The organism is Pseudonocardia sp., from assembly GCF_025465255.1.
Lineage (GTDB): Bacteria > Actinomycetota > Actinomycetes > Mycobacteriales > Pseudonocardiaceae > Pseudonocardia.
In genome coordinates this window covers 1-24,037 of sequence record NZ_JAODNI010000135.1, presented here as the reverse complement: position 1 = coordinate 24,037, position 24,037 = coordinate 1, and the positions used below count along the sequence as shown (strand labels likewise).

Sequence of the window (24,037 nt, the reverse complement as noted above, 5' to 3'; positions counted from 1 at the left end):
GTGCCCCCGCCGCCCAGCAGGGGGGCGAGGACCACCGGGGCGACCGCGGCCGCCCGGGGGCGCCGCGCGGCGCGGGGCCCCCGGGACCGGTCAGTCCTTGACGTCGGCATCAGCCGTCACGAAGAGCATCGAGTGCGGCTTCGCGTTGCCGAAGGAGCCGTGTGGCCAGCTCTTCCGGTTGAAGTTGACACAGGTGTTGCCGGAGACTTCGTCCGTGAAGCCCTGGTCGAGGGTCAACGCCCCGTCGGGGTCGATGTCCACCAGGCAGACGCGATGCTCGCCGTCGAGGCCGGTGCGCGCGACGAAGTAGTCCGCCGTCGCGAGTCGCCGCGGCTGGTCCGTCTCGTGGTAGAAGCCGTCGTCGCCGATCGTGAAGTTGTCCAGCGCGCCCCAGTGCGGGCCGCCCGCGGACGTGCCCTCGTTGATCGGGACCGCGCCGCGGACCGTCGGGCAGTCCGCCTCGGCCCCACCGGCGATGATCTCCTCGGTGGTGTCGACGGAGCAGGCGTAGCCGTCGCCGGTGTCGACCAGCTTCGAGATGTCCAGCGCGAACACACCGCCGGACGCGCCCGGGTCGTCCTTGCCGAACGTCCCGGCCTTGCGGCCCATCACCGCGTGGTAGAGCGTCCGGTCGTCCGGGCTCGTCTGCAGCCAGCCGCCGTTGTCGCTCGGGCCGAAGTTCTTCGAGCGCGGGTCGACCAGGTCGCCGACGGCGGTGTTGTCGAAGACCTCGCGCCACACCGGGTTCTCCGCCGTGATGTCCGCGGTGTAGAAGATCGCGCCGCCCTGCATGGTCTCGGCGAACGCGCCCTTGTGCCCGGGCAGGTTCGTCACCGTGGTCTCCATCGCGGCCCGGTTCTCGTTGTGCAGCGGGTCGGTCGCGTTCGAGCGGGGGCCCGTCGGCAGGTAGGAGACGGCCTTGACCTTCGGGTGGTTCCGGTCGGTGATGTCCCAGGTCCGCACGGTCGGGCGGCGCAGGTACGGCGACGGGGACCTCACCGGGTCGAGGATGATGGTCCGCGGCTCGGCGTAGTCACTGGTGACCATCGCGTTCAGGTCCTCGCGGACCTGGATGCCGTGCGGGTTCGCGCAGCTGGGCTGCGAGAGCGCCGGCATGTTCAGGCACTGCGTGGGGTCCTCGGGGGTGGTGGTCGCAGCGGGCGCCTCGGCGAGGTTCTTCCCGTCCTCGCTCAGGCGCACCACCTCGCCGGGGGTGCCGGCGAAGCCGTTGCCCGTGCGCACCTCGCCGTTCGAGTACGTGCAGGGCCCCGGGACGACCGGTCCGCCCATGTACGTGCCGTACGCCGTGCCGTCCTTCATCACCCAGTACGCATCGGGCACGGAGCCACAGAGCGTCTGGGTGGGCAGGCTGATCCCGGAGAGCGTCAGGTTGGGCAGGTTCTTCACGTCGAAGACGTACGTCGCGGCGCTGAACAGGCCACCGGCGTAGATCTTGTCGCCCTTGTGCCACGCGTACTGCGTGTGGTGCGGCTCGTTCTCCACCAGCGGGCCGACGGTGGCGGTGTTGACGATCTTGCCGTACGTCGGCGAGCCCTGGGTGGCGTCGATGACGGCCATGAAGTCCGGCCCGGGGAGGTCGTTGCGCACCTTGTCCACGGTGTTCGACAGTGAGCCGGGAAGCCCCTTCACGTCCGGCACCACGGTGTCCGCGACGTTCTCGTCACCGGCCCAGACCACCAGGTACTCGGGCCGCTTGCCGCCGTTCGCGTCCTGGGCCTCCTGCACCGCCGCCTGGTCGACGTGGTTCTCGACCCAGTAGTTCTTGCCGTCGGCGCCGGTCACGTCCGAGCGCTGGGTCGCGATGTCCGCGTAGGCGTTCCCGGTGCCGGGCAGCGCCGTGACCCCGACGACCACACCCACGGCGAGCAGACCGAGGGCGACCTTGCGCCCCGGCTTCGGTGTCCGCATCGCCGCCTCAGCTCGGGATGAGCTTGGTCGTGCCGGCCGCGGACTGGACCAGCCCGGCGAGGGGCACGCCCGCCGGGGTGAAGTCCCTCAGCTGGTTCAGCACGTCACCGGCGTCGAACGCGGTGTACGACGACTCGACGTACGGCGCGGTCGGGGCCGGAGCGGGGCCGTCGGCGGGGTCCTCGGCCGGGGAGGTGGGCAGCGCGGGGAGCGGCAGCCCGGCCGTCGGGACCTCGGGGGTCGCCGCCAGCGCGGGAGCACCGGCGGCCAGCACGGCCACACCGGCCAGCACCGCACCGCCGGCGACCGCGCGCAGGGCGCGGGATCGGATCGGGGAACGCATCTTCTCTTCTTCCTTCATCTGACGGGGAGCGGTTCCGGACAGCTCACCGGACCGGTTCGAGGCTTTTCTCCGCGCAGGAGGAAAGCCCGCCGGGCCGGGCGGAAAGCATCCGGTAAAGGTGGGTGGGGCGGCCGTCCCGGGCACGGAAACGGTGGCGGGGGACGATCGACGGACCCGTCGACGGCGCCTGGGACTACCCGGGCGGAATCACGTCGACCGGCCGGGCACGGGCCCGGGCCTCACCGAATCACAAGGCCGGGCCGGCCGGGACACGTGGTCGGTCGAGGGTGGATCAGATCGACCGCGGACACAGCGCGCTCGCCTGACGGCGCAGGTCGACGTGGCGTCGACAGGCCAGTCGGCGGGGCGGGTGCATGCCGCTGACTCTTGCAGTTGCTCCGTTCGGGCGTCAATCGGCCCCCCGGAAGGCTGCAGCGGCGGCGTGTGATCCAGCGGGGTGAGACGGGAGGTGGGAGAGCGGCAGGGCGTACCGAAGCGGATTTATCGATAGGAATCGGGCAGGTTCCCGTTCCGTCCCCTCTTCACTCGATAGCGTGAAGAACGCAGATCACAGCCGTGTCGAGCGGCTCTTTTCCGAGCCTTTTCTCGATTCCTGGAACGACTGTTCGGAAAGACCGGGCAGAGGTCCGGACATTCTTTCGTCACGAATGGAACGCAGCGCTCCACCGAGCCGTGTTCTGCCTTGGCCGCTGCCGGCTCGGCGAGCTCCTGCGCCACGGGCGATCCCGGCGCGGGCGATCCCGGCGCGCCCGGCACCCGACCACCGGAATCAGCCCGCGCCCCGGGTGGTTGCCCACGGCATGGCAACCAAGGTCGTGGCCACCGCCTTCGGCGGGCCCGAGGTCCTGTCCGTCGTCCCCGCCGACGTCCCCGCCCCCGGTGCGGGCGAGGTGACCGTCCAGGTCCGCGCCGCGGCGATCAACCCGATCGACTTCAAGAGGTTCAGCGGCGCCATGGGCTCGGATCCCTCGACGCTGCCCCAGCCCGTCGGGAGCGAGCTAGCCGGTGTGGTCACCGCGGTCGGCGACGACGCCGAGGGGCCCGCCGGGCCGGTCTCCCCGGGGGACGAGGTGGTGGTCTACCCCGTCACCGGCGCCTTCGCGGACGCCGTGACCGTGCCCGCGTCGACGGTCGTGCCGAAGCCGGCGGAGGTGCCGTGGGCGGAGGCCTCCGGCGCCCTCCTGGCCGGGGCGACGGCTGTACACGCCCTCGCCGTCGTCGGCGTGGCGAAGAGCGACACCGTGCTGATCCACGGCGGCTCCGGCAGCGTCGGGCAGATCGCCGTACAGCTCGCCGTCGAGACCGGGGCGACCGTGATCGCCACGGCGAGCGAGCGGCAGCACGACGTGCTCCGCGGCTACGGCGCGATCCCCGTGGCGTACGGGCCGGGACTGGTGGACCGTGTCCGCGCGGCCGCCCCCGGCGGCGTCGACGCGGCGGTGGACACCGTCGGCACGGACGAGGCCGTCGACGTGTCACTGGAGCTGGTCGAGGACCGCCGGCGGATCGCGACGATCGCCGCGTTCGGGCGGGCGGACACCGGCATCCGGCTCCTCGGCGGCGCACCCGGGGCCGACCCGGGCACCGAGATCCGCCGCGACGCCTGGCGGCGGCTGCTCCCGGCGGCGGCCTCCGGAGACCTGACGATCCCCGTCTCCGCGACGTTCCCGCTGACCGAGGCCGCGGACGCCGTCAGGCTGGTGCAGGGCGGGCATCCGGGCGGCAAGGTCGTGCTGCTCCCCGACTCGTGATCAGGCGAGGTCCGGGCGCGGCGGCGTCCTCTCTCCCGCCTCGACGGGCACCGTGACCGTGTTGCCCGCCGGCGGCAGCGGGCAGGTGGCGTGGGCGGTGAAGGCGCAGGGCAGGTTGACGGTCCGGTTGAGGTCGACGGTCACCGTGCCGTCCTCCCCCGGGTCCGCGAGGGCCAGGATGCGGCCGCCGCCGTAGGTGCCGCGCCCGGACGTCCCGTCCCGGAAGTGCAGGGACAGGCCACCCGTCTTGCCGGGCAGGGCGACCAGTCGCTGCTCGGCGCCGCCGAGGGAAAAGGTCACCTCGCCGACCGCGGTGAAGTAGTGGTTCAGCCCCTCGACCACGGCGTCCACCGTGATCGGCGTCGGCTCCGGGTACGCCTCGAACCGGCCCGTCGCCACCCAGCGCTCCTCGACCGGGTAGGTCGGGACGCCGTCGAACGCCGTCCGGGTGATCGCCTCCGGGTCCCGCACGCGCAGGGCGTAGGTGTCCGTGCGGCGGATGACCTCGACCTTGTGCTCGCCGACCCCGACGAGTGCGCCGGGCAGGCCGTCGACGGGCTCGACCCGCACGGTCCCGTCGACGGCACTCCCGTCGACCTCGAGCCCGTCGGCCGCGGCGGCGGTGATCTCGACACCGCCCGTGCCGTCCGCCCGCCAGGTGCCGGGGAGATCCGGGTACTGCGCGGGGCTCGTGTCCAGCCAGTACAACCCGGTGAGGCTGAGCCAGCCGTGCGGCTCGCGGAGCAGCTCCTCGCGCTCGGCGTGCCAGGACGCCCAGTCCGCGACGAGCGTGTGCTCGGTGGTCGTCATAGGAGTTCTCCCTGTTGAGAAGGGTTGTGCGCGCGCAACCTCGTTCTAGCGAGGCTGCGCGCTCACAGCCAGGATTTGGCCAGGAGGTCGTGGCTGCGGAGCCGGTCGGTGTGGTCGGTGGTGATGGTGGTGATCAGCAGCTCGTCCGCGCCGGTGACGCGGGCGAGCGCCTCGAGCTTCTCGGTGACGGTCGCCGGGGACCCGACGAACTGGGTCTCCACCCGGTCCGCGACGCCCGCGCGTTCCGCGGGCGTCCACTCGCGGGCGCGGGCCTGCGCGGGCGTCACGTAGGGACGGGCGCCGCGGCCCGCGCGGATGTCCAGGACCCACTGTGCGTACGGGGCGGCGAGCTCGCGGGCGCGCTCGTCGTCGTCCGCCACCACGACGTCCGCCGAGACGATCACGTACGGCCGCGCGACCCGGCCGGGCCGGAACGCCGCGCGGTAGGCGTCGATCGTCTCGAGCACCAGGTGCGGGACGAGGTGGTAGCTCGCCGCGAACGGCAGCCCGTGCGCACCCGCCACCTCGGCGCTGACGCCCGGGGTCGAGCCCAGCACGGCGACCTCGACGTCCGCGCCCTCGGCCGGGAGGACGTGCAGAGGCGCCCCGTCCGGGCGCACGGCCGTCCCGTCGAAGTAGGACAGGACGTCCGCGACCGCCGCCGCGTAGTCCGGCCGCGGGTCGTCCGCGCGGAACCCGAGCAGCGCGCCGAGCGCCGCGAACTGCGCGAGGTCCCCGGCGTACCGGCTGGGCGACGGGAGCAGGAGCCCGTCGACGGTCCGGGCCTCGGGTGGTGGCGGGAGGTCGCCCGCGTGAGCCCGGCCGCGCTCGATGAGCCGCAGGATCCGGTGCAGGTCGAACCGGCCGAGCCCGACGTCGACGCGGCCGGGGTGCAGCGCCGCGACGGTCCCGAACTGCTCGGCGACCTGCAGCGGTGACGTGTTCGGGATCTGCACCGCGCCCGAGCCGACCCGGATCCGCTCGGTGGCCGCCGCGAGCAGGCCGACCAGGACGGGCGTCGAGGAGGACGCGACGCCGGTGTTGAGGTGGTGCTCGGCGACCCAGAAGCGGTGGTAGCCGGCGCGTTCGGCGGCCTGGGCGAGCTCGATCGTGTTGCGCAGCGCGTCGCCCGCCGTGCACCCGGCGGGCACGGGCGAGAGGTCGAGGACGGAGAGCGGGACCGGCGTGTTCATGGTTCCTCCGGGGTCCGGACGGGAGCGGCCCGTCCGACGGGCACTGGGCGACTCCTTCAGCCGCGACAGCGCGCGCCGGCGACGCGGAGCAGGTCGACGTGCAGCCGCCGGACACCCGTGAACACCCTTCCGACTCAACCCCTCGCCCTCCGGGGTGTCAACGACGGGAGCGAGCGAGGACCATGGAGGGCCTTCCCCCACCGTCCCGCCGCACAGGAGAATCACGCCGGGGCCACGGTGGCGGGAGACGACATGTTCGACGACGACGGGGCGGCCGACGCGGACTGGAACCGCACGGAGCGCAACGAGACGCCGACCGAACGCCTGGACCGCAACTGGTCGGACCTGCTGCAGGAGCTCCGGGTGGTACAGACCGGCGTCCAGCTGCTCACCGGCCTGCTGCTGACCGTGCCGTTCCAGCAGCGGTTCAGCACGCTCAGCGACTTCCAGCGGACGCTCTACCTGGTCACGGTGGCGCTGTCGGTCACGGCGACGGCGCTGCTGGTCGCGCCGGTCGCCGCCCACCGGGCGCTGTTCCGCCTCCACGCCCGACGTGCGCTCGTCGCTCTGGGCCAGCGGCTCGCGGTGGCGGGGCTGACGATGCTGGCGCTGGCCGTCACGGGCGTCGTCCTGCTGATCTTCGACACGGTCGCCGGGCTGTCCACCGGCATCGTCGCCGCCGCCGTCACCCTCGCCGTCTTCGTGGCGTTCTGGGGCGCGCTGCCCCTGCGCGAACGCCGCCGCGCCCGGCGCGAGAGGGAGTCACGCTGAGGCATGGCGATCGGACACCGTGGGTAGCTCGCCGCGGAGTACGCGGCCGCGCTCGACCGGCACGAGCTCGACGAGCTCGACGCTGGCGTCCGGGCTGGAGTGCAGCACGGTGCTGCTCTCCGGCCCGCATTCCGAGGAAGTGGTGCCGCCCTCGCTCTACCGGCGGCTGGCCGGGGGGGTCACGCGGGCCGGGGATCGGCGCTCGCCTGTCCGCGGACAAGGAGGTCCAGCTCGTGCACTCCCCGCCGCTCGGGCCGATGGAACCGCGCGGCGCCGGAGACTCGCTCACCGCCGGGATGACGGCCTGCCTCGCGAAGGGCGACCCGTCGGAGACCGCGCTGCGCATCGGCGCGGCCTGCGGCGCCCTCGACGCCGTCCGCCACGGCCTGGGGACGGGCGGTGCCACGGCGGTGGAGATCCTGGCGCACCGGGTCCGGATTACCGCGTTCGACGAGGACGGGTGATCGCGGATCCCACTCGATCGTGTGAGGTGTCACAGCGCTCATCGGCGTTCCCGACGGGTAATCAATCCTTGTCGCGACGTCGAAAGGCCCGATCATGGAACGATCATCGGAACCGGCCCTCGCCCGGCGATCGGGCGCCCGCTTGCGACGGACGGCCACCGAGGCGGGCGACAGCGGTGTGTGGGTTCCCGTCACCGCCCCGACGGGCCGGTTGCGGCGGCTCCTGATGATCGTCGGCGGCACCGGTCTGTTGCTCGCGCTGGTCCCGCCGACGCTGCTCGGCGCCCTGTACCTCGCACCGATACCGCTCGCGGTCCTGCCCGCGGCGATCGCCCTCGCGGCCACGGTCCACGTGACGGTGCGCGCGCGGCGGAACGCGTCGGGCGCCGCGCCGCACAGCGCGGACGGCCGGCCCGCTGCCACGCCACGGCCGCCCCGTCGGGCGAGGGCCGCCGTCGTCGTCACGCAGCTGCAGACGTCCCCTGAGCCCGCGTCGCCGACCGAGCGCTGCCGTGAGCCCGCGTGGCCGACCGGGCGCCGCCGTCCGGTGCGTCCGGTCCACCCCGCCTAGGCCCGAGGGCGATTAGCCCTGCGTGGTGCGGGTACGGACCGGTATGACCGATCCCGCACAGACTTCGTCACCACCGGACGTCTCCACCGCGGAGCTGGTACGCAGGCTTTCGGAGCAGACCCGCACGCTCGTCAGCGACGAGATGGCGCTCGCCAGGGCGGAGATGACCGCCAAGGGCAAGGCGATCGGGATCGGCGCCGGACTGGCCGGCGCCGGGACGCTCTTCGCGCTCGGCGGTGGGCTCGCGTTCATCGCCGCGGCGATCGCCGCACTCGCGCTCGTCCTGCCCGTGTGGGCGGCCGCGCTGATCGTCGGCGCGGTGCTGCTGGTGATCGGCGGCATCCTGGCCCTGGTCGCGAAGAGCCGGATCAGCCGCGCCACCCCGCCGAAGCCGGAGCAGGCGATCGACAGCACCCGCGAGGACGTCCGTGTCCTGAAGGAGGAGGTGCGGCGATGACCGAGCCCGCGAACGAACCGGCGTCGACCGAGGAGCTGCGGGCCCGGATCGCCGTCGAGCGCGAGCTGCTGGGCGAGACCGTGGCCGAGCTGGCCGACCGCGTCGACGTCCCGGCCCGGGCGAAGGCCGAGACCCGCCGCGTCGTGGAGGAGGCGCGCGTGAAGGGCACCGAGGTGCTCGCACAGGCCCGGGACCTGGGCCGGACCGCGGTGCAGAAGGTCAAGGCGATCGGCGCCGAGCCGGACCGACGGCCCCTGCTCGCGGTGGTGGCCGCGATCGGTGCCGTCGTGGGTCTCCTCGTGCTGCGCGGCCGCCGCCGCCGCTGATCACGGGACGTCGACGAGGACCTTCCCGTTGACGCCCGCCTCGACGGCCTCGTGCGCGGCCGCGACGTCCTCGAGCGGGAAGCGATGTACCGGCAGCGCGGTGAGCGCACCCTCGGACGCCGCCACCGTCAGGTCGACCGCGGCCTGCCGCAGCTCCTCCCGTGGCACGCCGTAGAGCAGCACGAACGCGAGCGTCAGGTTCTTGCTCATGCAGGAGCGCACGGGGATCGTGGGGTCCTCGGGGCCGGCGGCGTAGGTCACGATCGTCGCGCCGGGGGCGGCGACCTCGAGGTCGAGGGCCAGGTTGTGGGTGAGCGCGACCTCGACGATCCGGTCGATCCCCGCCGGCGCCGTCGTCTTGATCTGGTCGGCGGCGTCGGGCTCCCGGTAGTTGACGACCTGGTCGGCCCCGGACTTGCGCGCCTGTCCGGCCTTCTCCGGCCCGCTGACCGTCGCGACGACCGTCGCCCCGGCCCAGCTCGCGAGCTCGACCGCGAAGTGCCCCACCGCGCCGGCGCCGCCCGCGACCAGCACGGTGCTCTGCGCGATCGAGCCGCCGGCGAACAGGCAGTAGTACGCCGTCATGCCCGGCACGCCCAGGCAGGCACCGAGCTCCTCGGACGCGGACTCCGGCAGCGGGACGGCCTGGGACTCCGGGACGACGGTCCACTCGGCCGCGGTCCCCCACTCCGTGATCTCGGGGCGTCCGGGTCCGCCGGGTGAGGCGAGCCAGACCCAGACCCGCTGGCCGACGCGGTTCTCGTCCACGCCGTCGCCGACGGCGTCGATCTCGCCGACGCCGTCCTGGTGCGGGATCCGGATGCCGCGGAAGGGGCGGGGGGTGGCGCCGGAGCGGGTCTTGACATCCGTCGGGTTGACGGCGGAGACGCGGATCCGGACGCGCACCTCCCCCGCCTCGGGCTCCGGCCGTTCGACCTCGGCGAGCTCGAGGACGTCCCGGGCAGGGCCGGTTCGGGTGTAGGTGACAGCCTTCATGCCCGCCGCCTACCCGGCGCCGGGTCGCCCCACGCCTCTAGGGACGCGGCGCGGCCCTGCGCCGCCGCGTGATCGCCCAGGCGAGGATTCCCAGGCAGCCGAGCGCGATCACGCCGAACACGATCGCCGGCACCATCGCGCCCAGCCAGACGAAGATCCCGGTGACGAACGCGCACAGGATCGTCGCAATGGCGGCGATGCCGGCGTGCAGACGCAGCGCGCTCTGCCCGTCCGGGGCGCTCTCGACGGAACCGGGTCCCCCGATGCCGGGAACGGACCGTTCACTGACCCGTGCCTCATGCCTGCTCATGGGGCGCGGGTACCCCGCGGGCGCCCGGCGTGAACTACGCCGCGCCGAGTTCCGCCTCCGGCCGCAGCGCCTGCGGCAGCTCCCCGCCGTCCGCCGCGGCCGCCAGCTTCCGGCCCAGGCCCGGGGCCTGCTTGAACAGGTTGTGCCCGGCCGGGAACAGCACCCCGTCCCGCTCCCAGACCGCGATCCCGTCCGAGCCCCACGGGAGTTCGGTGACCCGGCAGTGCCGGACGTCGACGGGGTCGGGAGACAAGCCCGGCAACGCCTTCCGGACGTAGTCGACGGTCCGGTCCGCGAGGTCCGCGAGCGCCGGCGGGTCCAGCAGGCTGCCGTCCTCCCGCGCCACGCAGGACTCGCTCAGGCCCACTCCGTACGCGGTGTTGCCGGGGATCGCCGAGGCGTAGGCACCCGTCTCCCCGAAGTCCCCGCTGGAGTCCTGGAGGGTGGCGAGGTTCGGCGCCGGGCCGCCGCGCACGGCGAAGGTCAGCCGCACGTGGGCGCCGTGCCGGATCGGGAGCGAGAGGCCGAGGTCGCGGGCGAGCTCCGCGGTGCCGCGGCCGGCGCACACGACGACGCGCTCGTAGCGGTCCGTGCGCCCGCCGCTGCGCACCTCGACGTCGCCGGCGTCGGTCGGGCGCACCGTCAGGACCTCGTCGGCGACGAGCCGTTCGCCCAGTGCCTCCGACAGCGCGCGGACCGCCGCGGCCGTGCGGATCGAGCCGCCCTGCTCGTCGATCATCGCGGGTCCGTCGAAGCCGGCGAGCGGGGGCAGCAGCTCGGCGAGCTCGGCGGCGCCGACGCGGCGCGCGGGGACCCCGGCGCGACGCAGCCGCGGCAGGTGGGTCTCCACGGCCGGGCCGATGGCCAGCGCGCCGTCTCCGGACACCAGCTCGACGCCGAGGCTCTGACCCCATTCCGTGTAGATCGCCCGGCTGTCCTGCGCGTCCGCGACGAGCCGCGGATCGACGTGCGCGTGCCGGAAGATCCGGCCGTGGCCGCCGGACTGCGCGTTGCCCGGCACCCCTTGCTCGTACACGCGGACCGGCACGCCCCGCTCCACGAGCGCGTACGCCGTGCACAGGCCGACGATCCCGGCGCCGACCACCGCCACCCTCGGCTGCGGATCCATCCCCGGATCCTCACACGGTTGCGCGCGGGTGGCCCGGGGTAGCCGACCGACGTGGCCATTGCGACGACGAACCCCGCCACCGGGGAGACGATCAGGACCTTCGACGCGCTGACGGACGCGCAGCTGGAGCAGAGGCTGCAGACGGCGGCGGAGGTGTTCCGGACGTACCGGACCACGACGTTCGCCCAGCGCTCGGGCTGGTTGCGGCGCGCGGCGGAGATCCTGGACGAGGAGGCCGAGGAGCTCGGCGGGCTCGCGACGCTGGAGATGGGCAAGACCCTCGCGTCCGCGATCGCGGAGATCCACAAGTGCGCGAAGGGCTGCCGCTGGTACGCCGACCACGCCGAGGGGATCCTCGCGGACCTGCCGCACGACGTCGAGGGCGCCCGGGTGTTCACCCGGTACCAGCCGCTCGGACCCGTACTGGCGATCATGCCGTGGAACTTCCCGTACTGGCAGGTGTTCCGGTTCGCCGCTCCCGCGCTGATGGCCGGAAACGTCGGGCTGCTCAAGCACGCGTCGAACGTCCCGCAGTGCGCCCTGGCGATCGAGGACGTCCTGCGGCGGGCCGGGTTCCCCGAGGGCGCGTTCCAGACGTTGCTCGTCCCGTCCGCCGCGGTCGAGGCGATCCTCGACGACGTGCGGGTGCGGGCCGTGACGCTGACCGGCAGCGAGGGGGCGGGCCGCGAGGTCGCGGCCGCCGCCGGGCGGAACATCAAGACGAGCGTGCTGGAGCTCGGCGGGAGCGACCCGTTCGTCGTCATGCCGTCCGTGGACCTCGACGTCGCCGTCGACAACGCCGTCGCCTCGCGCACCCTGAACAACGGCCAGTCCTGCATCAACGCGAAGCGGTTCATCGTGCACGAGCAGGTCGCGGACGAGTTCGTCCGGCGGATGGTCGCGAAGCTGGAGGCCCTGAAGCTCGGGGACCCGCGGGACGAGTCGACGGACATGGGCCCGCTGTCGAGCCCGGACGCCGTCGAGACCCTCGACAAGCAGGTCCAGGACACCGTCGCGGCCGGGGCCCGGCTGCTGACCGGCGGGAAGCCGCCGGGCGGGCCCGGCAACTTCTATCCGCCGACGCTGCTCACGGACATCCCGGAGGGCTCGTCCGGGCACCGCGAGGAGTTCTTCGGCCCGGTCGCGCTGGTCTGGCGGGCCCGCGACGTCGAGGACGCGATCCGGATCGCCAACGACTCGGACTTCGGGCTCGGCGGGAGCGCCTGGACCCGCGACCCGGCCGAGCAGGAGCGGTTCGTCACCGAGATCGAGACCGGGATGATCTACGTCAACCGCGTCACCGAGTCGACGCCCGAGGTTCCGTTCGGCGGAGTGAAGAACTCCGGCTACGGTCGGGAGCTGGCGGACTTCGGCCCGCGGTCGTTCGTCAACGCCAAGACGGTGTGGATCGAGTAGGGCTCGGCGCGAAGGTGGGCCGGGCCGGAGGGGCGGGAACACCATGGGCGCAGTCGAGGAGAAGGGCACGGTCGACGAGGACGTGCGTGCGCGCAGTCTCGTGGAGGCCGAGCGGAAGGCCGTCGGCCTGTTCGAGGAGGTCGCGCGGCGCGGCCTGATCGCGCCGGGCGAGTCCGAGAAGGAGCTCAGCGACCGGGTCCGGGATCTCGGCGCGGAGCTCTTCGGGACGGACAGGCACTGGCACAAGCGGGTCGTCCGCTCCGGACCGAACACCTTGAAGCCGTACAAGGAGAACCCGCCGGACCGCACGATCGAGGCGGACGACATCGTCTTCCTGGACTTCGGGCCGATCTTCGCCGAGTGGGAGGCGGACTTCGGCCGCACCTTCGTGCTCGGGGAAGACCCGGTGAAGCTGCGGCTCCGGGACGACCTGCCCAGGATCTTCGACGCCGGCCGCGCCCACTTCGAGGCCCACCCGGACATCAGCGGGGCCGAGCTGTACGCGCACGTCGTGGGACTGGCCGAGGAGGCGGGCTGGGAGTTCGGCGGCGCGCACAGCGGCCACCTCGTCGGCGAGTTCCCGCACGAGCTGATCGACGGCGAGCGGATCGAGAGCTACATCGCGCCCGGCAGCGACCACCCGATGCGGCGTACGGACCCGTCCGGCCGGACGTGCCACTGGATCCTGGAGGTCCACCTGGTGGACCGGGAGCGGCAGATCGGCGGCTTCTACGAGCAGCTGCTGACCCTCTCGCGCTGACGCGCTCGTGCGCGGAAACGTCGCCCCGGCAACGGTTTCCGCGCACGGGCGCCTTCGGCGCATCACCCCTGGGCGAGCTTGGAGACGTCCTCCCATTGCCGCCAGGTGGCGAGGCGGGACTCGTAGTCCTTCGTCGCGATCCCCAGCGGGGCCTCGCCGAAGAAGACGCGCAGCGGCGGCTCCTCCGCATCGACGATCCGCAGGACGGCGGCCGCGCTGGCCGCGGGGTCCCCCGGCGCCGAGACCCGCTGCTCGCGCTGCTTCTGGGCCTGGGCGCGGAACTCGTCGTAGGCCGGCAGCGGCTCGGAGTGCCGGGCCGACGAGCCGCCCCAGTCCGTGGAGAACCCGCCCGGCTCGATCAGCGTGACCTTGATGCCGAACCCGGCCACCTCCTGGGCGAGGGACTGGCTGATCCCCTCGAGCGCCCACTTCGACGCGTGGTACATGCCGACCAGCGGGAACGCGCTGATCCCGCCGATCGACGACACCTGCAGGATGTGCCCCGACCCCTGCTCGCGCAGGAACGGAAGCGCGGCCTGGGTGACCCAGAGGGCCCCGAACAGATTGGTCTCCATCTGGTCCCGGGCCTCGGCCTCGCTGATCTCCTCGACCAGCCCGAAATGCCCGTACCCGGCGTTGTTGACGACGACGTCCAGTCGTCCGAAGTGGTCGTGTGCCTGCTTGACGACCGCGAAGTCCGCCTCCCGGTCGGTGACGTCCAGCTTCAGGGGCAGGAGGCGCTCGCCGAAGCGCTCCACGAGGTCGTCGAGGGTTGCGGTGTCCCGCGCGGTCGCGGCGACCGAGTCGCCCCGCTCCAGCGCGGCGATCGCCCACTCACGGCCGAAGCCGCGGGAGGCACCGGTGATGAACCAGGTCTTAGCACTCATGCCTCCGGCTTACCCTCCGCCGACGGCCGCGCACCGGCTTCGTGAGAAGGGGAACCCGGTACGCGGTCGCGGGAATACTCAGGCGGGCGCGCCGAACCCGGCGGCCTCCAGCGTCTTCCTGCCGAGGTCGCCGGTCACCGCGTCCACCCACCTCTGCGCGAGCTCCGGCTCCGGCGCGTCCTTCGTGACGGCGATCGGGTAGTTCGTCGCCGCGCTCGCCGCCTCCGGGAAGCTGACGCCCTGCACCGTCCCCCTGGCCGCGGTCACGTCCGTGACGTAGACCAGCCCGGCGTCGGCGTTGCCCGAGGACACCTTGCTCAGCACCGACTTGACGTCCGGCTCCTCGCTGACCGGGGTGATCGCGACCCCGGTGGACTTCACGAGCTCCTGCTCGGCCGCGCCGCACGGCACCTGGGGTGCGCAGACGACGACCTCGAGGTCCGGCCTCGCCAGGTCGGCGAAGCCCACGACGGCCTTCGGGTTGCCCGGGGCGGTGGCGATCTGCAGGACGTTCGTCGCGAAGACGGCCGGCGGCGCAGCGGTGAGGCCTGCGTCCGTCACGGTCTTCATGGTCGCGTCGCTGGCGGCGGCGAACACGTCCGCCGGGGCCCCGTTGACGATCTGCTGGGCGAGGTCCGAGGAGCCGGCGTAGTTCACCTGGACGTCGATGCCGGGGTTGTCCGTCTCGAACCGCTTCTCGATCGCGGTGAACGTCTCCTTCAGCGACGCCGCCGCGAACACGGTCAGGGTCCTGGCCGGCGGGGCGGCGGACGACGCACCCGCCCCGGTGTTCGAACCCCCACCGCACGCGCTCACGGCCAACACGGCCAGACCGGCCACGGCTGCTGCCCCGAGACGTCTCATCGGTGATCCTCCACGCTTCGTCGATCCGCTGGTTGCGTCGCCGCACCTGCACACATCAGGGACACATTCGACCGCATCCGCAGATGATAAGGGCAACCGTGTGACGCAATCGCGTGTTCTCTCCCCGCGCACGACGGCCGGCACTCCCGAGGCGCGGGCGGCCCCGGTAGGGCCGGTCGTGCGGACTGCGGCGGGTCAGGCGATGCGTCGGCGGCGCAGGAACTTGTCCGTCAGCGACGGTGGCACGTACCCCTCGTCGACCCCGGACAGAGTCACCCCGGGCGGGACGATCTCGTCGATCGCGTCCAGGATCTCCGGGGTCAGCGTGACGTCCACGGCGCCGAGCTGGGACTCCAGGTGCTCCATGGTCCGGGGGCCGATGATCGGCGCGGTCACCGCCGGGTGCTGCATGACGAAGGCCAGCGCGAGGTGCACCAGCGACATCCCGGACTTCTCCGCGAGCACCGCGAACGCGTCCGCGGCCTCGAGCTTGCGCTGGTTCGCCGGGTCCGAGAGGTCGAACCGGGCCGGCATCCGGCGGCTGCGGGTCGACTCCGGAACCTGCTGCCCCTTGCGGTAGCGCCCGCTCAGCCAGCCGCTGGCCAGCGGGCTCCACGGCAGCACGCCCATCCCGTACTTCTCGGTGACGGGCAGCAGGTCCGCCTCGATCCCGCGGACCAGCAGCGAGTACGGCGGCTGTTCGGTGACGAACCGGCCCAGGGCCCGCCGCTCCGCCGTCCACTGCGCCTCGACGACCTGGTGCGCCGGGAACGTCGACGAGCCGAACGCCCGGATCTTGCCCTGCCGCTGCAGGTCCGTCAGCGCCGCGAGGGTCTCCTCGACGTCGGTCGCCGGATCGGGGCGATGCACCTGGTAGAGGTCGATCCAGTCCGTCTGCAGGCGCCGGAGGCTGTTCTCCACCTCCGCCACGATCCAGCGGCGCGAGTTGCCGCGCCGGTTCGGGTCCCCGCCCGGCTCCCCCATGGGCACGTCCATCGGGAAGTGGACCTTGGTGGCGAGGATGACGTCGTCGCGCCTCCCGCCGGCCAGCGCCTTGCCGACGATGACCTCCGACTCGCCCTGGGAGTAGACGTCCGCCGTGTCGATGAAGTTGATGCCGGCGTCCAGCGCGCGGTGGATGATCCCGATCGACGTGTCGTGGTCCGGCTCCCCCCACGCGCCGAACATCATGGCTCCCAGGCAGAGGGGGCTGACCTGCATTCCGGTTCGTCCGAGGCTGCGATAGTCCATCCGTCCGACCGTACGACGAGTCATCACGGTCCGCCCGCCGTCGGCGTGAGGGGGATGTGACGACCCGCGCCAACTGATCGTCACATGTCCGCAACAGGCCGTTCCTAGCGTCGTCCGGGACGACGGGCGTGTGAGAGGCAGGACGTGGGCGACACGGTCAGGACGGTGTGCTCGTACTGCGGCGTCGGCTGCGGCATGGTGCTGGACATCGAGGAGGACCCGGCCGGCGTGCCGCGGATCCGCAAGGTCAGAGGCGACAAGGACCACCCCGCGAACTTCGGCAGGCTGTGCACGAAGGGGGCCAGCAGCGCGGAGATGCTCGTCGCGGACGGACGGCTGGGAACCGGCCTCGTCCGGGCCGCGCGCGGCGAGCGGCCCGAGCCGACCGGGGTCGACGCGGCGATCACCCGGACCGCCCGCAGGCTGCGGTCGATCCTCGACGAGCACGGGCCGGACGCGCTGTCGATGTACGTCTCCGGGCAGATGACCCTCGAGGCCCAGTACCTGGCGACCAAGCTGGCCAAGGGCTTCTGGCGGACGAGGTGGATCGAGTCGAACTCGCGGCTGTGCATGGCGAGCGCGGGCACCGGCTACAAGCAGTCCCTCGGCTCGGACGGCCCGCCCGGCTCCTACTCCGACTTCGACCGGGCGGACGTCTTCCTGGTCATCGGCGCGAACATGGCGGACTGCCACCCGATCCTGTTCCTCCGCATGATGGACCGGGTGAAGGCGGGCGCCCGGCTGATCGTCGTGGATCCCCGGCGGACGGCGACCGCGGACAAGGCGGACCTGTTCCTCCGGATCACCCCGAGTACCGACCTCGCGCTGCTCAACGGGCTGCTGCACCTGCTCGTCGAGAACGGGCACGTCGACGGGGAGTTCGTCGCCGAGTTCACCGAGGGCTGGGACGCCATGGAGGAGTTCCTCGCCGACTACCCGCCGGACGTCGTCGCGCGGATCACCGGGCTGGCCGAGGCGGACCTCCGGGAGGCAGCCCGGCTGATCGGCGAGGCCGGCGAGTGGATGAGCTGTTGGACGATGGGGCTCAACCAGAGCACGCACGGCACGTGGAACACCAACGCGCTGGTCAACCTGCACCTCGCGACCGGCGCGATCAGCCGTCCCGGATCCGGACCGTTCTCGCTGACCGGCCAGCCGAACGCCATGGGCGGCCGCGAGATGGGCTACATGGGCCCCGGCCTGCCCGGGCAGCGCTCGGTGCTCGTCGAGGCGGACCGGCGGTTCGTCGAGGAGCTCTGGGACGTCCCGCGGGACACCCTGCGTACGGACGTCGGCTCCGGGACCGTCGACATGTTCGCGCGAATGACGACCGGGGAGATCAAGGCCTGCTGGATCGTGTGCACGAACCCCGTCGCCAGCGTCCCCAACCGCGGTGCCGTGCTCGACGGGTTGGAGGCGGCCGAGTTCGTCGTCACCCAGGACGTGTACGCGGACACCGAGACCAACGCCTACGCGGACGTCGTGCTCCCCGCCTCGATGTGGGCCGAGGTCGAGGGCGTGATGATCAATTCGGAGCGGAACCTGACGCTCCTGCGGCCCGCCGTACCGGCGCCCGGTGAGGCACTCCCGGACTGGCAGATCATCGCCCGCGTCGCCTGCGAGATGGGCTATGCGGACGCGTTCACCTACGCCTCCGCCGAGGAGGTGTTCGAGGAGATCAGGCAGGCCTGGAACCCCGGGACCGGCTACGACCTGCGCGGCGTCACCTACGAGCGGCTGCGCGGTGCCCCCGTGCAGTGGCCCGCCGCGCCGGGCTCCGCGGACCGCAACCCCGTCCGATACCTGAACGACGGCGTCAGCCAACGCCTGCGCACGGCCGACGACGGCGCGACGCCGCGGCTCTCCTTCGCCACCGCGTCCGGCCGCGCGGCGTTCTTCCCTCGCCCGCACCTGCCGCAGGCCGAGCTGCCCGACGACGACTTCCCGTTCGTCCTCAACACCGGCCGGCTGCAGCACCAGTGGCACACGCTGACCAAGACCGGCAGGGTCGCGAAGCTGAACGCGCTCGACCCGGGGCCGTTCGTCGAGATCCACCCTGCGGACGCCCGGGCGCACGGGATCGGCGAGGGCGACTCGGTCGCGATCGTCTCCCGGCGCGGCCGCGCGGTGCTGCCCGCCGTCGTGAGCGAGCGGGTGCGGCCGGGGAACTGCTTCGCGCCGTTCCACTGGAACGACCTGTTCGGCGAGGACCTGGCGGTCAACGCGGTCACGAACGACGCGGTGGATCCGCTGTCGTTCCAGCCCGAGCTGAAGGCGTGCGCGGTGTCGCTGACCCGGGTCGCCGTGGCGCCCGAAGCCGCACCCGCGGCCGTCCCCGTCCTCCCCCCGGCCGCCCCGTTCGCGCCGGACACCCTGACCTGGCTGAACGGGCTGCTGGCCGGGACGTACTCCCGGCTGTCCGAGGCCGCTCCTGCGGACGAGAGCCGCCCGGTCTTCCTGCTCTGGGCCTCCCAGACCGGCAACGCGGAGGACTTCACCGCGGTCGTCGCCGAGGCGCTGACCGGCTGCGGGCTCGCCCCGAAGGTCGCCGGCATGGGGAGCCTCTCCCCCGACGCCGTGCCCGCACACGCGGACCTGCTCGTCGTCACCAGCACGTTCGGCGACGGCGACGCCCCGGACGTCGGCACGGACTTCTGGGACTCCCTCGCCTCGGACCGGCCTCCGCTCGACGACGTCCGCTTCGCCGTACTCGCGTTCGGCGACTCCAGCTACAGCGAGTTCTGCGGGCACGGCCGGCGCGTCGATCGGCGCCTGGCGGAGCTCGGCGGCACCCGGCTCGTCGAGCGGGTGGACTGCGAGCCGGACTACGAGGAGCAGGCCCGGGGCTGGCTCGACGAGGTCCTCGCGGCGCTCGCCGCCCCGGTCCGACGCTCCCCGACCACGACGACACCTGTCGTCGAACCCCCGGCGCGGGCCCCGAAGGACCTGCCCGTCGACGTCTCGCTGGCCGAGGCCCGGTTGCTCAGCCTCCCCGGCTCGGCCAAGGAGGTCCGGCAGTTCCGCCTCGAGGCGGCCTCGGACCTCGCCTACGAGGCCGGCGACGCGCTGGGCGTGCGGCCGGTGAACCACCCCGACCTCGTCGAGGAATGGCTCACGCTCACCGGCCTCGACCGCGACGAGACGGTCGACGTCCCAGACCACGGCACGTTCCCGCTGGCCGAGGCCCTGCACCGGCACCTGGACATCACGCGGATCACCCCGGCGCTCCTCGGCTTCGTCGCCGACCGGCGCGGAGACCACCACCTGAAGGAGCTGCTGCGCGCCGGCAACACCGTCGAGCTGACGAAGTGGACGTGGGACCGGCAGGCCGCGGACGTCCTGGCCGAGTACCCGGTGCGCGCCGGCGCGCAGGAGTGGGCGGACGTGTCGAAACGACTGGCGCCGCGGCAGTACTCGATCTCGTCTAGCCCGTTGACCAGCCCGCGCGAGGTCGCCCTGACGGTCTCGGTCGTGCGGTTCACCAGCCGGCACGGGCGAGCCCGCCGCGGCGTCTGCTCGACGTTCCTGGCCGACGCGGCGGACGCCTGGCCGACCGCGGTGTCCGTGAAGCCCGCGCCGCGGTTCCGGCCCCCCGCGGACCCGTCGACGCCCATGATCATGGTGGGCCCGGGCACCGGCGTCGCGCCGTTCCTCGGTTTCCTCGACGATCGCCGCGCCCGCGGTCACCAGGGCCGCAACTGGCTGTTCTTCGGCGAGCAGCGCCGGGAGACGGACTTCTACTACCGCGAGGAGCTCGACGGCCTGCAGCGCGACGGCACGCTCGGCCGCCTCGACGTCGCGTTCTCCCGCGACCAGCGGCACAAGGTCTACGTGCAGGACCGCATGCGCGAGCACGGCGCCCGGCTGTGGGCATGGCTGGAGGACGGCGCGCACTTCTACGTCTGCGGGGACGCGACCCGGATGGCGAAGGACGTCGACAGGGCGTTGCGGGACATCGTCGCCACGCACGGCGGGATGGACGAGGAGCGCGCCGCCGCGTACGTCAAGAAGCTCGCCGCGGAGAAGCGCTACTCCCGCGACGTGTACTGACCGGGGCGGGCCCCGGCTCGACCGACGGCAACCGCTGGGCTCAGCGCACCGCCTCGGCGATCCGGTCCAGGGTCCCCGCCAGCTGCTCCTCGGACACCACGGGCAACATCGCCGCGAACTGCTCGTCCTTGACGCTCATCCACTCGTAGGTCTGCGTGACCGTCGTGCCCTCGTCGCCCTCGGACAGGTCGTAGGTGTACGTGTGCCCGCCGACCGTCATGTCCCCGAGCTTCGCCGCCAGCTCGCAGCTCGGGTCGATCTGCGGCGCCCAGCCGATCCGGGCGTCCGGCATGTAGGCCGTGACCGAGTTGACCATCCGGTAGTCCCCGAGGGCGTCCTGGTGCATGTTCATGACGAAGACCTGCCCGATCGCCGCGATCGGCTGCGCCTCGCCCTCGACGCCGCGGAGCATGCCCGCACCGTCGATCTCCTGGTGCCGGTCGGGGTTCGCCAGGATCGCGAAGATGTCCGCCGCCGGCGCGTCGATCACCTTGCTGACCTGCAACTTCCTGCTGGTGTCCACGGTGCTCCTTTGCGTCGTGATCAGGAGGGGTCGAGTGTGAACGGTGACACACCGGACCGGGGCACGCAGGACGAGAGATTCCCACGTCGATGCCTCGCACCGACGAGGGGGCGGAGGCATTGCGAACGCACCCGTACCTGTGTCGGCAGGTCGCCGGGAAGCCTCAGCGTCGCGAGCCCCACCATGCCAGCACCCCGACCAGCGCGTCCTCGGCGAGCGCGCCCGGAAGGTCCGCCCCGAACCGCTTCGCGGCGATCGCGCGTGCCTTCGTCCCCGCGAACGCCGCGGCCACGGACGCCGCCCCCGCGAGCGCGGCCGCACCGCCGACGACCAGCGGGTCCGTGCTGCCGTTCCGGCGGGTGGCGATCGCCCCCGCGGTCGCGCCGAACACGACACGGGGTGCGAGCCCCGCCGCGGCGGTCCGCGACGGGACGCCGGGGAGCTTGTCCACGACGGCCTCGGCGAGCGCCGAGAACGCGGCCGACACCTTCGCCGTGGTCCCGCCGAGGTACCGCGCCGGCCACGGGTCGCCCGGCCGCGAGGTCAGGGTGACGGCTGTGATGCCCGCCGTGCTGCGGCCGCCGGAAGCGGCACCCAGAGCGGCAGCGCGGGCGAGGACGTCGAGGGGTGCCATGCCGTCATCCTTCCCTCAGGGCAGGACGGGAAACGCGCGCCAGGTCGGGCCCTCCGCCACGAACCGCGTCTTGCCCGGCGGTGTCGTCTCCGTGCCCGCCTGCCAGAAGTCCATCCGCGCCGGCGCCAGCCGGATCGTCGTCCAGCTGTCCGGCATCGCCGCATCGCGGTCCGAGGCCGCGGCGGCCTCGAACTCCCGCTCGACGGCGCCGGGCTCCACCGCGTAGTCCGGCGCGGTGAGCGTGGGGGCCAGGACGTCGTAGGCCCAGGCGACGAGCCGGAGCTGCCGGGGCCGCGTGGGATAGGCGGCGCGGGCGACCGCCGGGTCGAGCTCCGCGGCGAGGCCCTGCAGGATCACCTGGCGCCCGAGCGCCGGCCAGTGGAACACGGCCGAGGCCTGCGGGTTCACCGCGAGGTCCCGCGTTTTCATGGTCGGGAGCGAGGAGTGGAAGCGCAACGACACGTCGTCGATCTCGGTGACCAGGACCGTCCGCGCGTGCGGGACGCCGTCCACATCCGCCGTCGCGAACGTCATGGCGCCGGGCGCGGGCACGCCCGCCGCACCGGCCTCGTCGACCCAGCGCCGCAGCACCTCCAACGGGTTTCCGCCGAGCTCGTCGCGCACCTGTGCCCCGCTCTCTCCGCCGCATCGGGCCCCATGATCGTGCCCTGTGGGCGTCGTCGGCGACGTGTCCGCCGGCGCTCCGTTACGCCGACGCAAGACGGGGACCTGGCGTCGGCCCGAAGGCCTGCTCGATCCGGGCGAGCTCGTCGCCGCTCCCCCGGTGGTCACGCGGCTCGACATCGGCACGCGGTAGCCATCCGGGTCGGATCGGCAGAGCTAGGCTCCCGATCATGCCCGACATCGATCTCGCCGGCCCCGGCGCCGCCCGCCGGTTGACCGGCTACCTCGTCCGCCCCGACGGCGAGGGCCCGTGGCCCGGCGTCGTGCTGGTCCACGAGGCGTTCGGCCTCGACCCCGTGCAGCGCGGGCTCGCGGAGACGATGGCCGGGCTCGGCTACCTCACCCTGGCCGTCGACCTGTTCAGCAACGGCGGCGCCCGCCGCTGCCTGGTCTCGACCTTCCGCTCCCTGGTCTCCGGCAAGGGCCCCGCCCTCGACGACATCGCCACCGGCCGCGAGTACCTGCGGTCCTCACCGGAGTGCACGGGCAAGGTCGGCATCATCGGCTTCTGCATGGGCGGCGGGTTCGCGCTGCTCACCGCCCCCGACTTCGACGCCTCGGCGCCCAACTACGGTTTCCTGCCCCGGGACGAGTCCGTGCTCGAGAACGCCTGCCCGATCGTCGCGAGCTACGGCGGCAAGGATGTCTCCCTGCGCGGCGCCGCGGCGAAGCTCGAGGCGACGCTGACGAAGGCGGGCGTGCCGCACGACGTCAAGGAGTACCCGGGCGCCGGGCACTCCTTCCTCAACGGTGGCGAGAGCGGCCCGAAGATCATGCGGCCGCTGCTCCGGGTGGCCGGGATGGGCCCGGAGCCGGTCGCCGCCGCGGACGCGTGGGCCCGGATCGACGCGTTCTTCACCGAGCACCTGGCCGCCCCGGCGCGCTGACCGTCGGTGCAGCGCGCTGGGCTGCACGGCCCCATTTCCGCGCCGCTCGACGATCGCCTTCCATCGCAGCATTCCGTGTGACCTGCATCATGTCCAGAGTGGTCAGGGCGGCGGGACGAGCGGAGAGGCATCGCGATGCAGGAGTTCGAGCGGGGCACGGTTCGGGCGAACAACCTCGATTTCGCGTATCTGACGGCGGGCGAGGGGCCACTCGCCCTGTGCATGCACGGCTTCCCGGACTCGCCCCACACCTACCGTCACCTGCTCCCGGCACTCGCCGAGGCGGGATACCGGGCGGTCGCGCCGTTCAGCCGTGGTTTCGCGCCGACCGAGCTGCCCGCCGACCGCCACCACGTGCACAGCAGCATGATGGTCGACGACCAGAACGCCCTGCACGAGGCGCTCGGCGGCAGCTCGGACGCGGTGCTGATCGCCCACGACTGGGGTGCGGTCGGGGCGTGGGGGGCGGCGGCGAAGGCGCCGGACCGGTGGTCGCGCTGCGTCGTCGTCAACATCCCGCCGTTCCCGATCTTCGGCGAGAACATCGTCAAGTACGAGCAGATCAAGCGCTCCTTCTACTTCTGGTACTTCCAGATGCAGCGCGTGGCCGAGGACGTGATCTCGGCCGACGACTTCGCCTTCATCGACCACATCTGGGCGGACTGGTCCCCCGGCTACGACGCCTCCGAGGACCTCCCTCTGATGAAGGACTGCATCCGCGATCCTGCGCACTTCCAGGCCGCGCTCGGCTACTACTGGGGCCAGTTCGACCCCACCCGGTTCGGCTCACCCGAGTGGGCCGCCGAACAGGCGGCCGCGTGGGGCGACGACATCACCCAGCCCACGCTCTACCTGCACGGCACCGACGACGGCTGCCACGGCATGACCCAGGAGCAGGTGGACCGGGTCCCGAGCCACTGCGGGCCGGGGTCGCGCTCGGAGTTGATCGAGGGCGTCGGGCACTTCATGCACGTGCAGCGGCCGAGCGAGATCACGAAACGGATCGTGGG

Annotated in this window: 24 protein-coding genes; 11 read left to right on the top strand and 13 right to left on the bottom strand. The window is 72.9% G+C overall.

Annotated elements, in window-relative coordinates; translation table 11 throughout:
- Nucleotides 1-90: 90 nt before the first annotated feature.
- Both JWP64_RS16510 and JWP64_RS16505 read right to left on the bottom strand, forming a co-directional pair.
- Nucleotides 91-1,929 carry a hypothetical protein gene (locus tag JWP64_RS16510; protein ID WP_297497628.1) on the bottom strand — a complete coding sequence of 613 codons (1,839 nt, stop codon included), beginning with the start codon at nucleotides 1,927-1,929 and terminating at the stop codon, nucleotides 91-93.
- A 7-nt stretch (nucleotides 1,930-1,936) separates the two neighbouring features.
- Nucleotides 1,937-2,272: a hypothetical protein gene (locus tag JWP64_RS16505; RefSeq protein WP_297497625.1), complete on the bottom strand. Its 336-nt coding sequence runs from the start codon at nucleotides 2,270-2,272 to the stop codon at nucleotides 1,937-1,939.
- A gap of 821 nt (nucleotides 2,273-3,093) precedes the next feature.
- Between JWP64_RS16505 and JWP64_RS16500 the strand changes: the two genes are divergently transcribed.
- Complete coding sequence (locus JWP64_RS16500) at nucleotides 3,094-4,044, top strand: NADP-dependent oxidoreductase (protein WP_297497622.1); 951 nt, start codon at nucleotides 3,094-3,096, stop codon at nucleotides 4,042-4,044.
- Here the strand turns inward: JWP64_RS16500 and JWP64_RS16495 are convergent, their stop codons facing one another.
- Complete coding sequence (locus JWP64_RS16495) at nucleotides 4,045-4,854, bottom strand: DUF1684 domain-containing protein (protein WP_297497620.1); 810 nt, start codon at nucleotides 4,852-4,854, stop codon at nucleotides 4,045-4,047. It abuts the gene before it with no gap.
- A gap of 62 nt (nucleotides 4,855-4,916) precedes the next feature.
- Nucleotides 4,917-6,047 (bottom strand): MsnO8 family LLM class oxidoreductase, encoded by a 1,131-nt coding sequence (locus JWP64_RS16490; protein WP_297497617.1) that lies wholly within the window; start codon nucleotides 6,045-6,047, stop codon nucleotides 4,917-4,919.
- A gap of 252 nt (nucleotides 6,048-6,299) precedes the next feature.
- On the opposite strand from JWP64_RS16490, the gene JWP64_RS16485 reads away from it, so the two are divergent.
- The 5 genes from JWP64_RS16485 (at nucleotide 6,300) to JWP64_RS16465 (ending at nucleotide 8,636) form a co-directional block, all read left to right on the top strand.
- On the top strand, nucleotides 6,300-6,818 hold the full coding sequence (locus JWP64_RS16485) for a DUF6328 family protein (RefSeq protein WP_297497614.1): 519 nt from the start codon (nucleotides 6,300-6,302) through the stop codon (nucleotides 6,816-6,818).
- Entirely contained in the window at nucleotides 6,758-7,282 is a 525-nt protein-coding gene (locus JWP64_RS16480) for a PfkB family carbohydrate kinase (protein ID WP_297497631.1), read from the top strand. The genes JWP64_RS16485 and JWP64_RS16480 overlap by 61 nt, the downstream gene beginning before the upstream one ends.
- Nucleotides 7,283-7,460: 178 nt before the next feature.
- Entirely contained in the window at nucleotides 7,461-7,853 is a 393-nt protein-coding gene (locus tag JWP64_RS16475) for a hypothetical protein (RefSeq protein ID WP_297497611.1), read from the top strand.
- Nucleotides 7,854-7,896: 43 nt separating this feature from the next.
- Entirely contained in the window at nucleotides 7,897-8,310 is a 414-nt protein-coding gene (locus JWP64_RS16470; RefSeq protein ID WP_297497608.1) for a phage holin family protein, read from the top strand.
- Nucleotides 8,307-8,636: a DUF3618 domain-containing protein gene (locus tag JWP64_RS16465; RefSeq protein ID WP_297497606.1), complete on the top strand. Its 330-nt coding sequence runs from the start codon at nucleotides 8,307-8,309 to the stop codon at nucleotides 8,634-8,636. Before JWP64_RS16470 ends, JWP64_RS16465 begins: the two co-directional genes overlap by 4 nt.
- Here the strand turns inward: JWP64_RS16465 and JWP64_RS16460 are convergent, their stop codons facing one another.
- From JWP64_RS16460 to JWP64_RS16450, 3 genes are read right to left on the bottom strand one after another with little or no spacing between them, the layout of a single operon-like run.
- Nucleotides 8,637-9,632, bottom strand: coding sequence for an NADPH:quinone reductase (locus JWP64_RS16460; RefSeq protein ID WP_297497604.1), 996 nt, complete (start codon nucleotides 9,630-9,632; stop codon nucleotides 8,637-8,639). It lies immediately after the preceding gene.
- Between the two features lie 37 nt (nucleotides 9,633-9,669).
- Nucleotides 9,670-9,942 carry a hypothetical protein gene (locus tag JWP64_RS16455; RefSeq protein WP_297497601.1) on the bottom strand — a complete coding sequence of 91 codons (273 nt, stop codon included), beginning with the start codon at nucleotides 9,940-9,942 and terminating at the stop codon, nucleotides 9,670-9,672.
- Between the two features lie 34 nt (nucleotides 9,943-9,976).
- Entirely contained in the window at nucleotides 9,977-11,071 is a 1,095-nt protein-coding gene (locus tag JWP64_RS16450; RefSeq protein WP_297497598.1) for an FAD-binding oxidoreductase, read from the bottom strand.
- A gap of 51 nt (nucleotides 11,072-11,122) precedes the next feature.
- Between JWP64_RS16450 and JWP64_RS16445 the strand changes: the two genes are divergently transcribed.
- Together JWP64_RS16445 and JWP64_RS16440 are read left to right on the top strand one after the other, a co-directional pair.
- A complete protein-coding gene (locus JWP64_RS16445) occupies nucleotides 11,123-12,487 on the top strand; it encodes an NAD-dependent succinate-semialdehyde dehydrogenase (protein WP_297497593.1) in 1,365 nt (454 codons plus the stop codon).
- Nucleotides 12,488-12,530: 43 nt separating this feature from the next.
- A complete protein-coding gene (locus JWP64_RS16440; RefSeq protein ID WP_297497590.1) occupies nucleotides 12,531-13,247 on the top strand; it encodes a M24 family metallopeptidase in 717 nt (238 codons plus the stop codon).
- Nucleotides 13,248-13,309: 62 nt separating this feature from the next.
- Here the strand turns inward: JWP64_RS16440 and JWP64_RS16435 are convergent, their stop codons facing one another.
- The 3 genes from JWP64_RS16435 to JWP64_RS16425 all read right to left on the bottom strand — a co-directional run bounded on the left by JWP64_RS16435 (nucleotide 13,310) and on the right by JWP64_RS16425 (nucleotide 16,249).
- A complete protein-coding gene (locus tag JWP64_RS16435; protein WP_297497588.1) occupies nucleotides 13,310-14,134 on the bottom strand; it encodes an SDR family oxidoreductase in 825 nt (274 codons plus the stop codon).
- A 78-nt stretch (nucleotides 14,135-14,212) separates the two neighbouring features.
- Nucleotides 14,213-14,998 (bottom strand): molybdate ABC transporter substrate-binding protein, encoded by a 786-nt coding sequence (gene modA / locus JWP64_RS16430; RefSeq protein ID WP_297497585.1) that lies wholly within the window; start codon nucleotides 14,996-14,998, stop codon nucleotides 14,213-14,215.
- A 195-nt stretch (nucleotides 14,999-15,193) separates the two neighbouring features.
- Nucleotides 15,194-16,249 (bottom strand): aldo/keto reductase, encoded by a 1,056-nt coding sequence (locus JWP64_RS16425; RefSeq protein ID WP_297497583.1) that lies wholly within the window; start codon nucleotides 16,247-16,249, stop codon nucleotides 15,194-15,196.
- A 144-nt stretch (nucleotides 16,250-16,393) separates the two neighbouring features.
- On the opposite strand from JWP64_RS16425, the gene JWP64_RS16420 reads away from it, so the two are divergent.
- A complete protein-coding gene (locus JWP64_RS16420; protein ID WP_297497580.1) occupies nucleotides 16,394-20,299 on the top strand; it encodes a bifunctional nitrate reductase/sulfite reductase flavoprotein subunit alpha in 3,906 nt (1,301 codons plus the stop codon).
- A gap of 40 nt (nucleotides 20,300-20,339) precedes the next feature.
- Here JWP64_RS16420 and JWP64_RS16415 read toward each other — a convergent pair whose 3' ends face one another.
- The 3 genes from JWP64_RS16415 to JWP64_RS16405 form a co-directional block, all read right to left on the bottom strand.
- Nucleotides 20,340-20,822, bottom strand: coding sequence for a hypothetical protein (locus tag JWP64_RS16415; protein ID WP_297497577.1), 483 nt, complete (start codon nucleotides 20,820-20,822; stop codon nucleotides 20,340-20,342).
- A 163-nt stretch (nucleotides 20,823-20,985) separates the two neighbouring features.
- The gene (locus JWP64_RS16410; RefSeq protein ID WP_297497575.1) at nucleotides 20,986-21,456 is read right to left on the bottom strand and encodes a hypothetical protein; all 471 of its coding nucleotides are present in this window, start codon (nucleotides 21,454-21,456) and stop codon (nucleotides 20,986-20,988) included.
- A 15-nt stretch (nucleotides 21,457-21,471) separates the two neighbouring features.
- Nucleotides 21,472-22,080 carry a pyridoxamine 5'-phosphate oxidase family protein gene (locus JWP64_RS16405; protein WP_297497572.1) on the bottom strand — a complete coding sequence of 203 codons (609 nt, stop codon included), beginning with the start codon at nucleotides 22,078-22,080 and terminating at the stop codon, nucleotides 21,472-21,474.
- Between the two features lie 230 nt (nucleotides 22,081-22,310).
- Here JWP64_RS16405 and JWP64_RS16400 point away from each other — a divergent pair, with 230 nt between their 5' ends.
- Together JWP64_RS16400 and JWP64_RS16395 are read left to right on the top strand one after the other, a co-directional pair.
- On the top strand, nucleotides 22,311-23,027 hold the full coding sequence (locus tag JWP64_RS16400; RefSeq protein WP_297497570.1) for a dienelactone hydrolase family protein: 717 nt from the start codon (nucleotides 22,311-22,313) through the stop codon (nucleotides 23,025-23,027).
- Nucleotides 23,028-23,162: 135 nt separating this feature from the next.
- Nucleotides 23,163-24,037 (top strand): alpha/beta hydrolase (locus tag JWP64_RS16395; protein WP_297497567.1); only part of this gene is annotated, 875 nt, incomplete at its 3' end.

Excerpts from the sequence above, each read along its gene's own strand:
- JWP64_RS16510 (WP_297497628.1), bottom strand. The coding sequence starts at position 1,929 with ATGCGGACACCGAAGCCGGGGCGCAAGGTCGCCCTCGGTCTGCTCGCC.
- JWP64_RS16505 (WP_297497625.1), bottom strand. The coding sequence starts at position 2,272 with ATGCGTTCCCCGATCCGATCCCGCGCCCTGCGCGCGGTCGCCGGCGGT.
- JWP64_RS16500 (WP_297497622.1), top strand. The coding sequence starts at position 3,094 with ATGGCAACCAAGGTCGTGGCCACCGCCTTCGGCGGGCCCGAGGTCCTG.
- JWP64_RS16495 (WP_297497620.1), bottom strand. The coding sequence starts at position 4,854 with ATGACGACCACCGAGCACACGCTCGTCGCGGACTGGGCGTCCTGGCAC.
- JWP64_RS16490 (WP_297497617.1), bottom strand. The coding sequence starts at position 6,047 with ATGAACACGCCGGTCCCGCTCTCCGTCCTCGACCTCTCGCCCGTGCCC.
- JWP64_RS16485 (WP_297497614.1), top strand. The coding sequence starts at position 6,300 with ATGTTCGACGACGACGGGGCGGCCGACGCGGACTGGAACCGCACGGAG.
- JWP64_RS16470 (WP_297497608.1), top strand. The coding sequence starts at position 7,897 with ATGACCGATCCCGCACAGACTTCGTCACCACCGGACGTCTCCACCGCG.
- JWP64_RS16465 (WP_297497606.1), top strand. The coding sequence starts at position 8,307 with ATGACCGAGCCCGCGAACGAACCGGCGTCGACCGAGGAGCTGCGGGCC.
- JWP64_RS16460 (WP_297497604.1), bottom strand. The coding sequence starts at position 9,632 with ATGAAGGCTGTCACCTACACCCGAACCGGCCCTGCCCGGGACGTCCTC.
- JWP64_RS16455 (WP_297497601.1), bottom strand. The coding sequence starts at position 9,942 with ATGAGCAGGCATGAGGCACGGGTCAGTGAACGGTCCGTTCCCGGCATC.
- JWP64_RS16450 (WP_297497598.1), bottom strand. The coding sequence starts at position 11,071 with ATGGATCCGCAGCCGAGGGTGGCGGTGGTCGGCGCCGGGATCGTCGGC.
- JWP64_RS16440 (WP_297497590.1), top strand. The coding sequence starts at position 12,531 with ATGGGCGCAGTCGAGGAGAAGGGCACGGTCGACGAGGACGTGCGTGCG.
- JWP64_RS16435 (WP_297497588.1), bottom strand. The coding sequence starts at position 14,134 with ATGAGTGCTAAGACCTGGTTCATCACCGGTGCCTCCCGCGGCTTCGGC.
- modA (WP_297497585.1), bottom strand. The coding sequence starts at position 14,998 with ATGAGACGTCTCGGGGCAGCAGCCGTGGCCGGTCTGGCCGTGTTGGCC.
- JWP64_RS16425 (WP_297497583.1), bottom strand. The coding sequence starts at position 16,249 with ATGGACTATCGCAGCCTCGGACGAACCGGAATGCAGGTCAGCCCCCTC.
- JWP64_RS16410 (WP_297497575.1), bottom strand. The coding sequence starts at position 21,456 with ATGGCACCCCTCGACGTCCTCGCCCGCGCTGCCGCTCTGGGTGCCGCT.
- JWP64_RS16400 (WP_297497570.1), top strand. The coding sequence starts at position 22,311 with ATGCCCGACATCGATCTCGCCGGCCCCGGCGCCGCCCGCCGGTTGACC.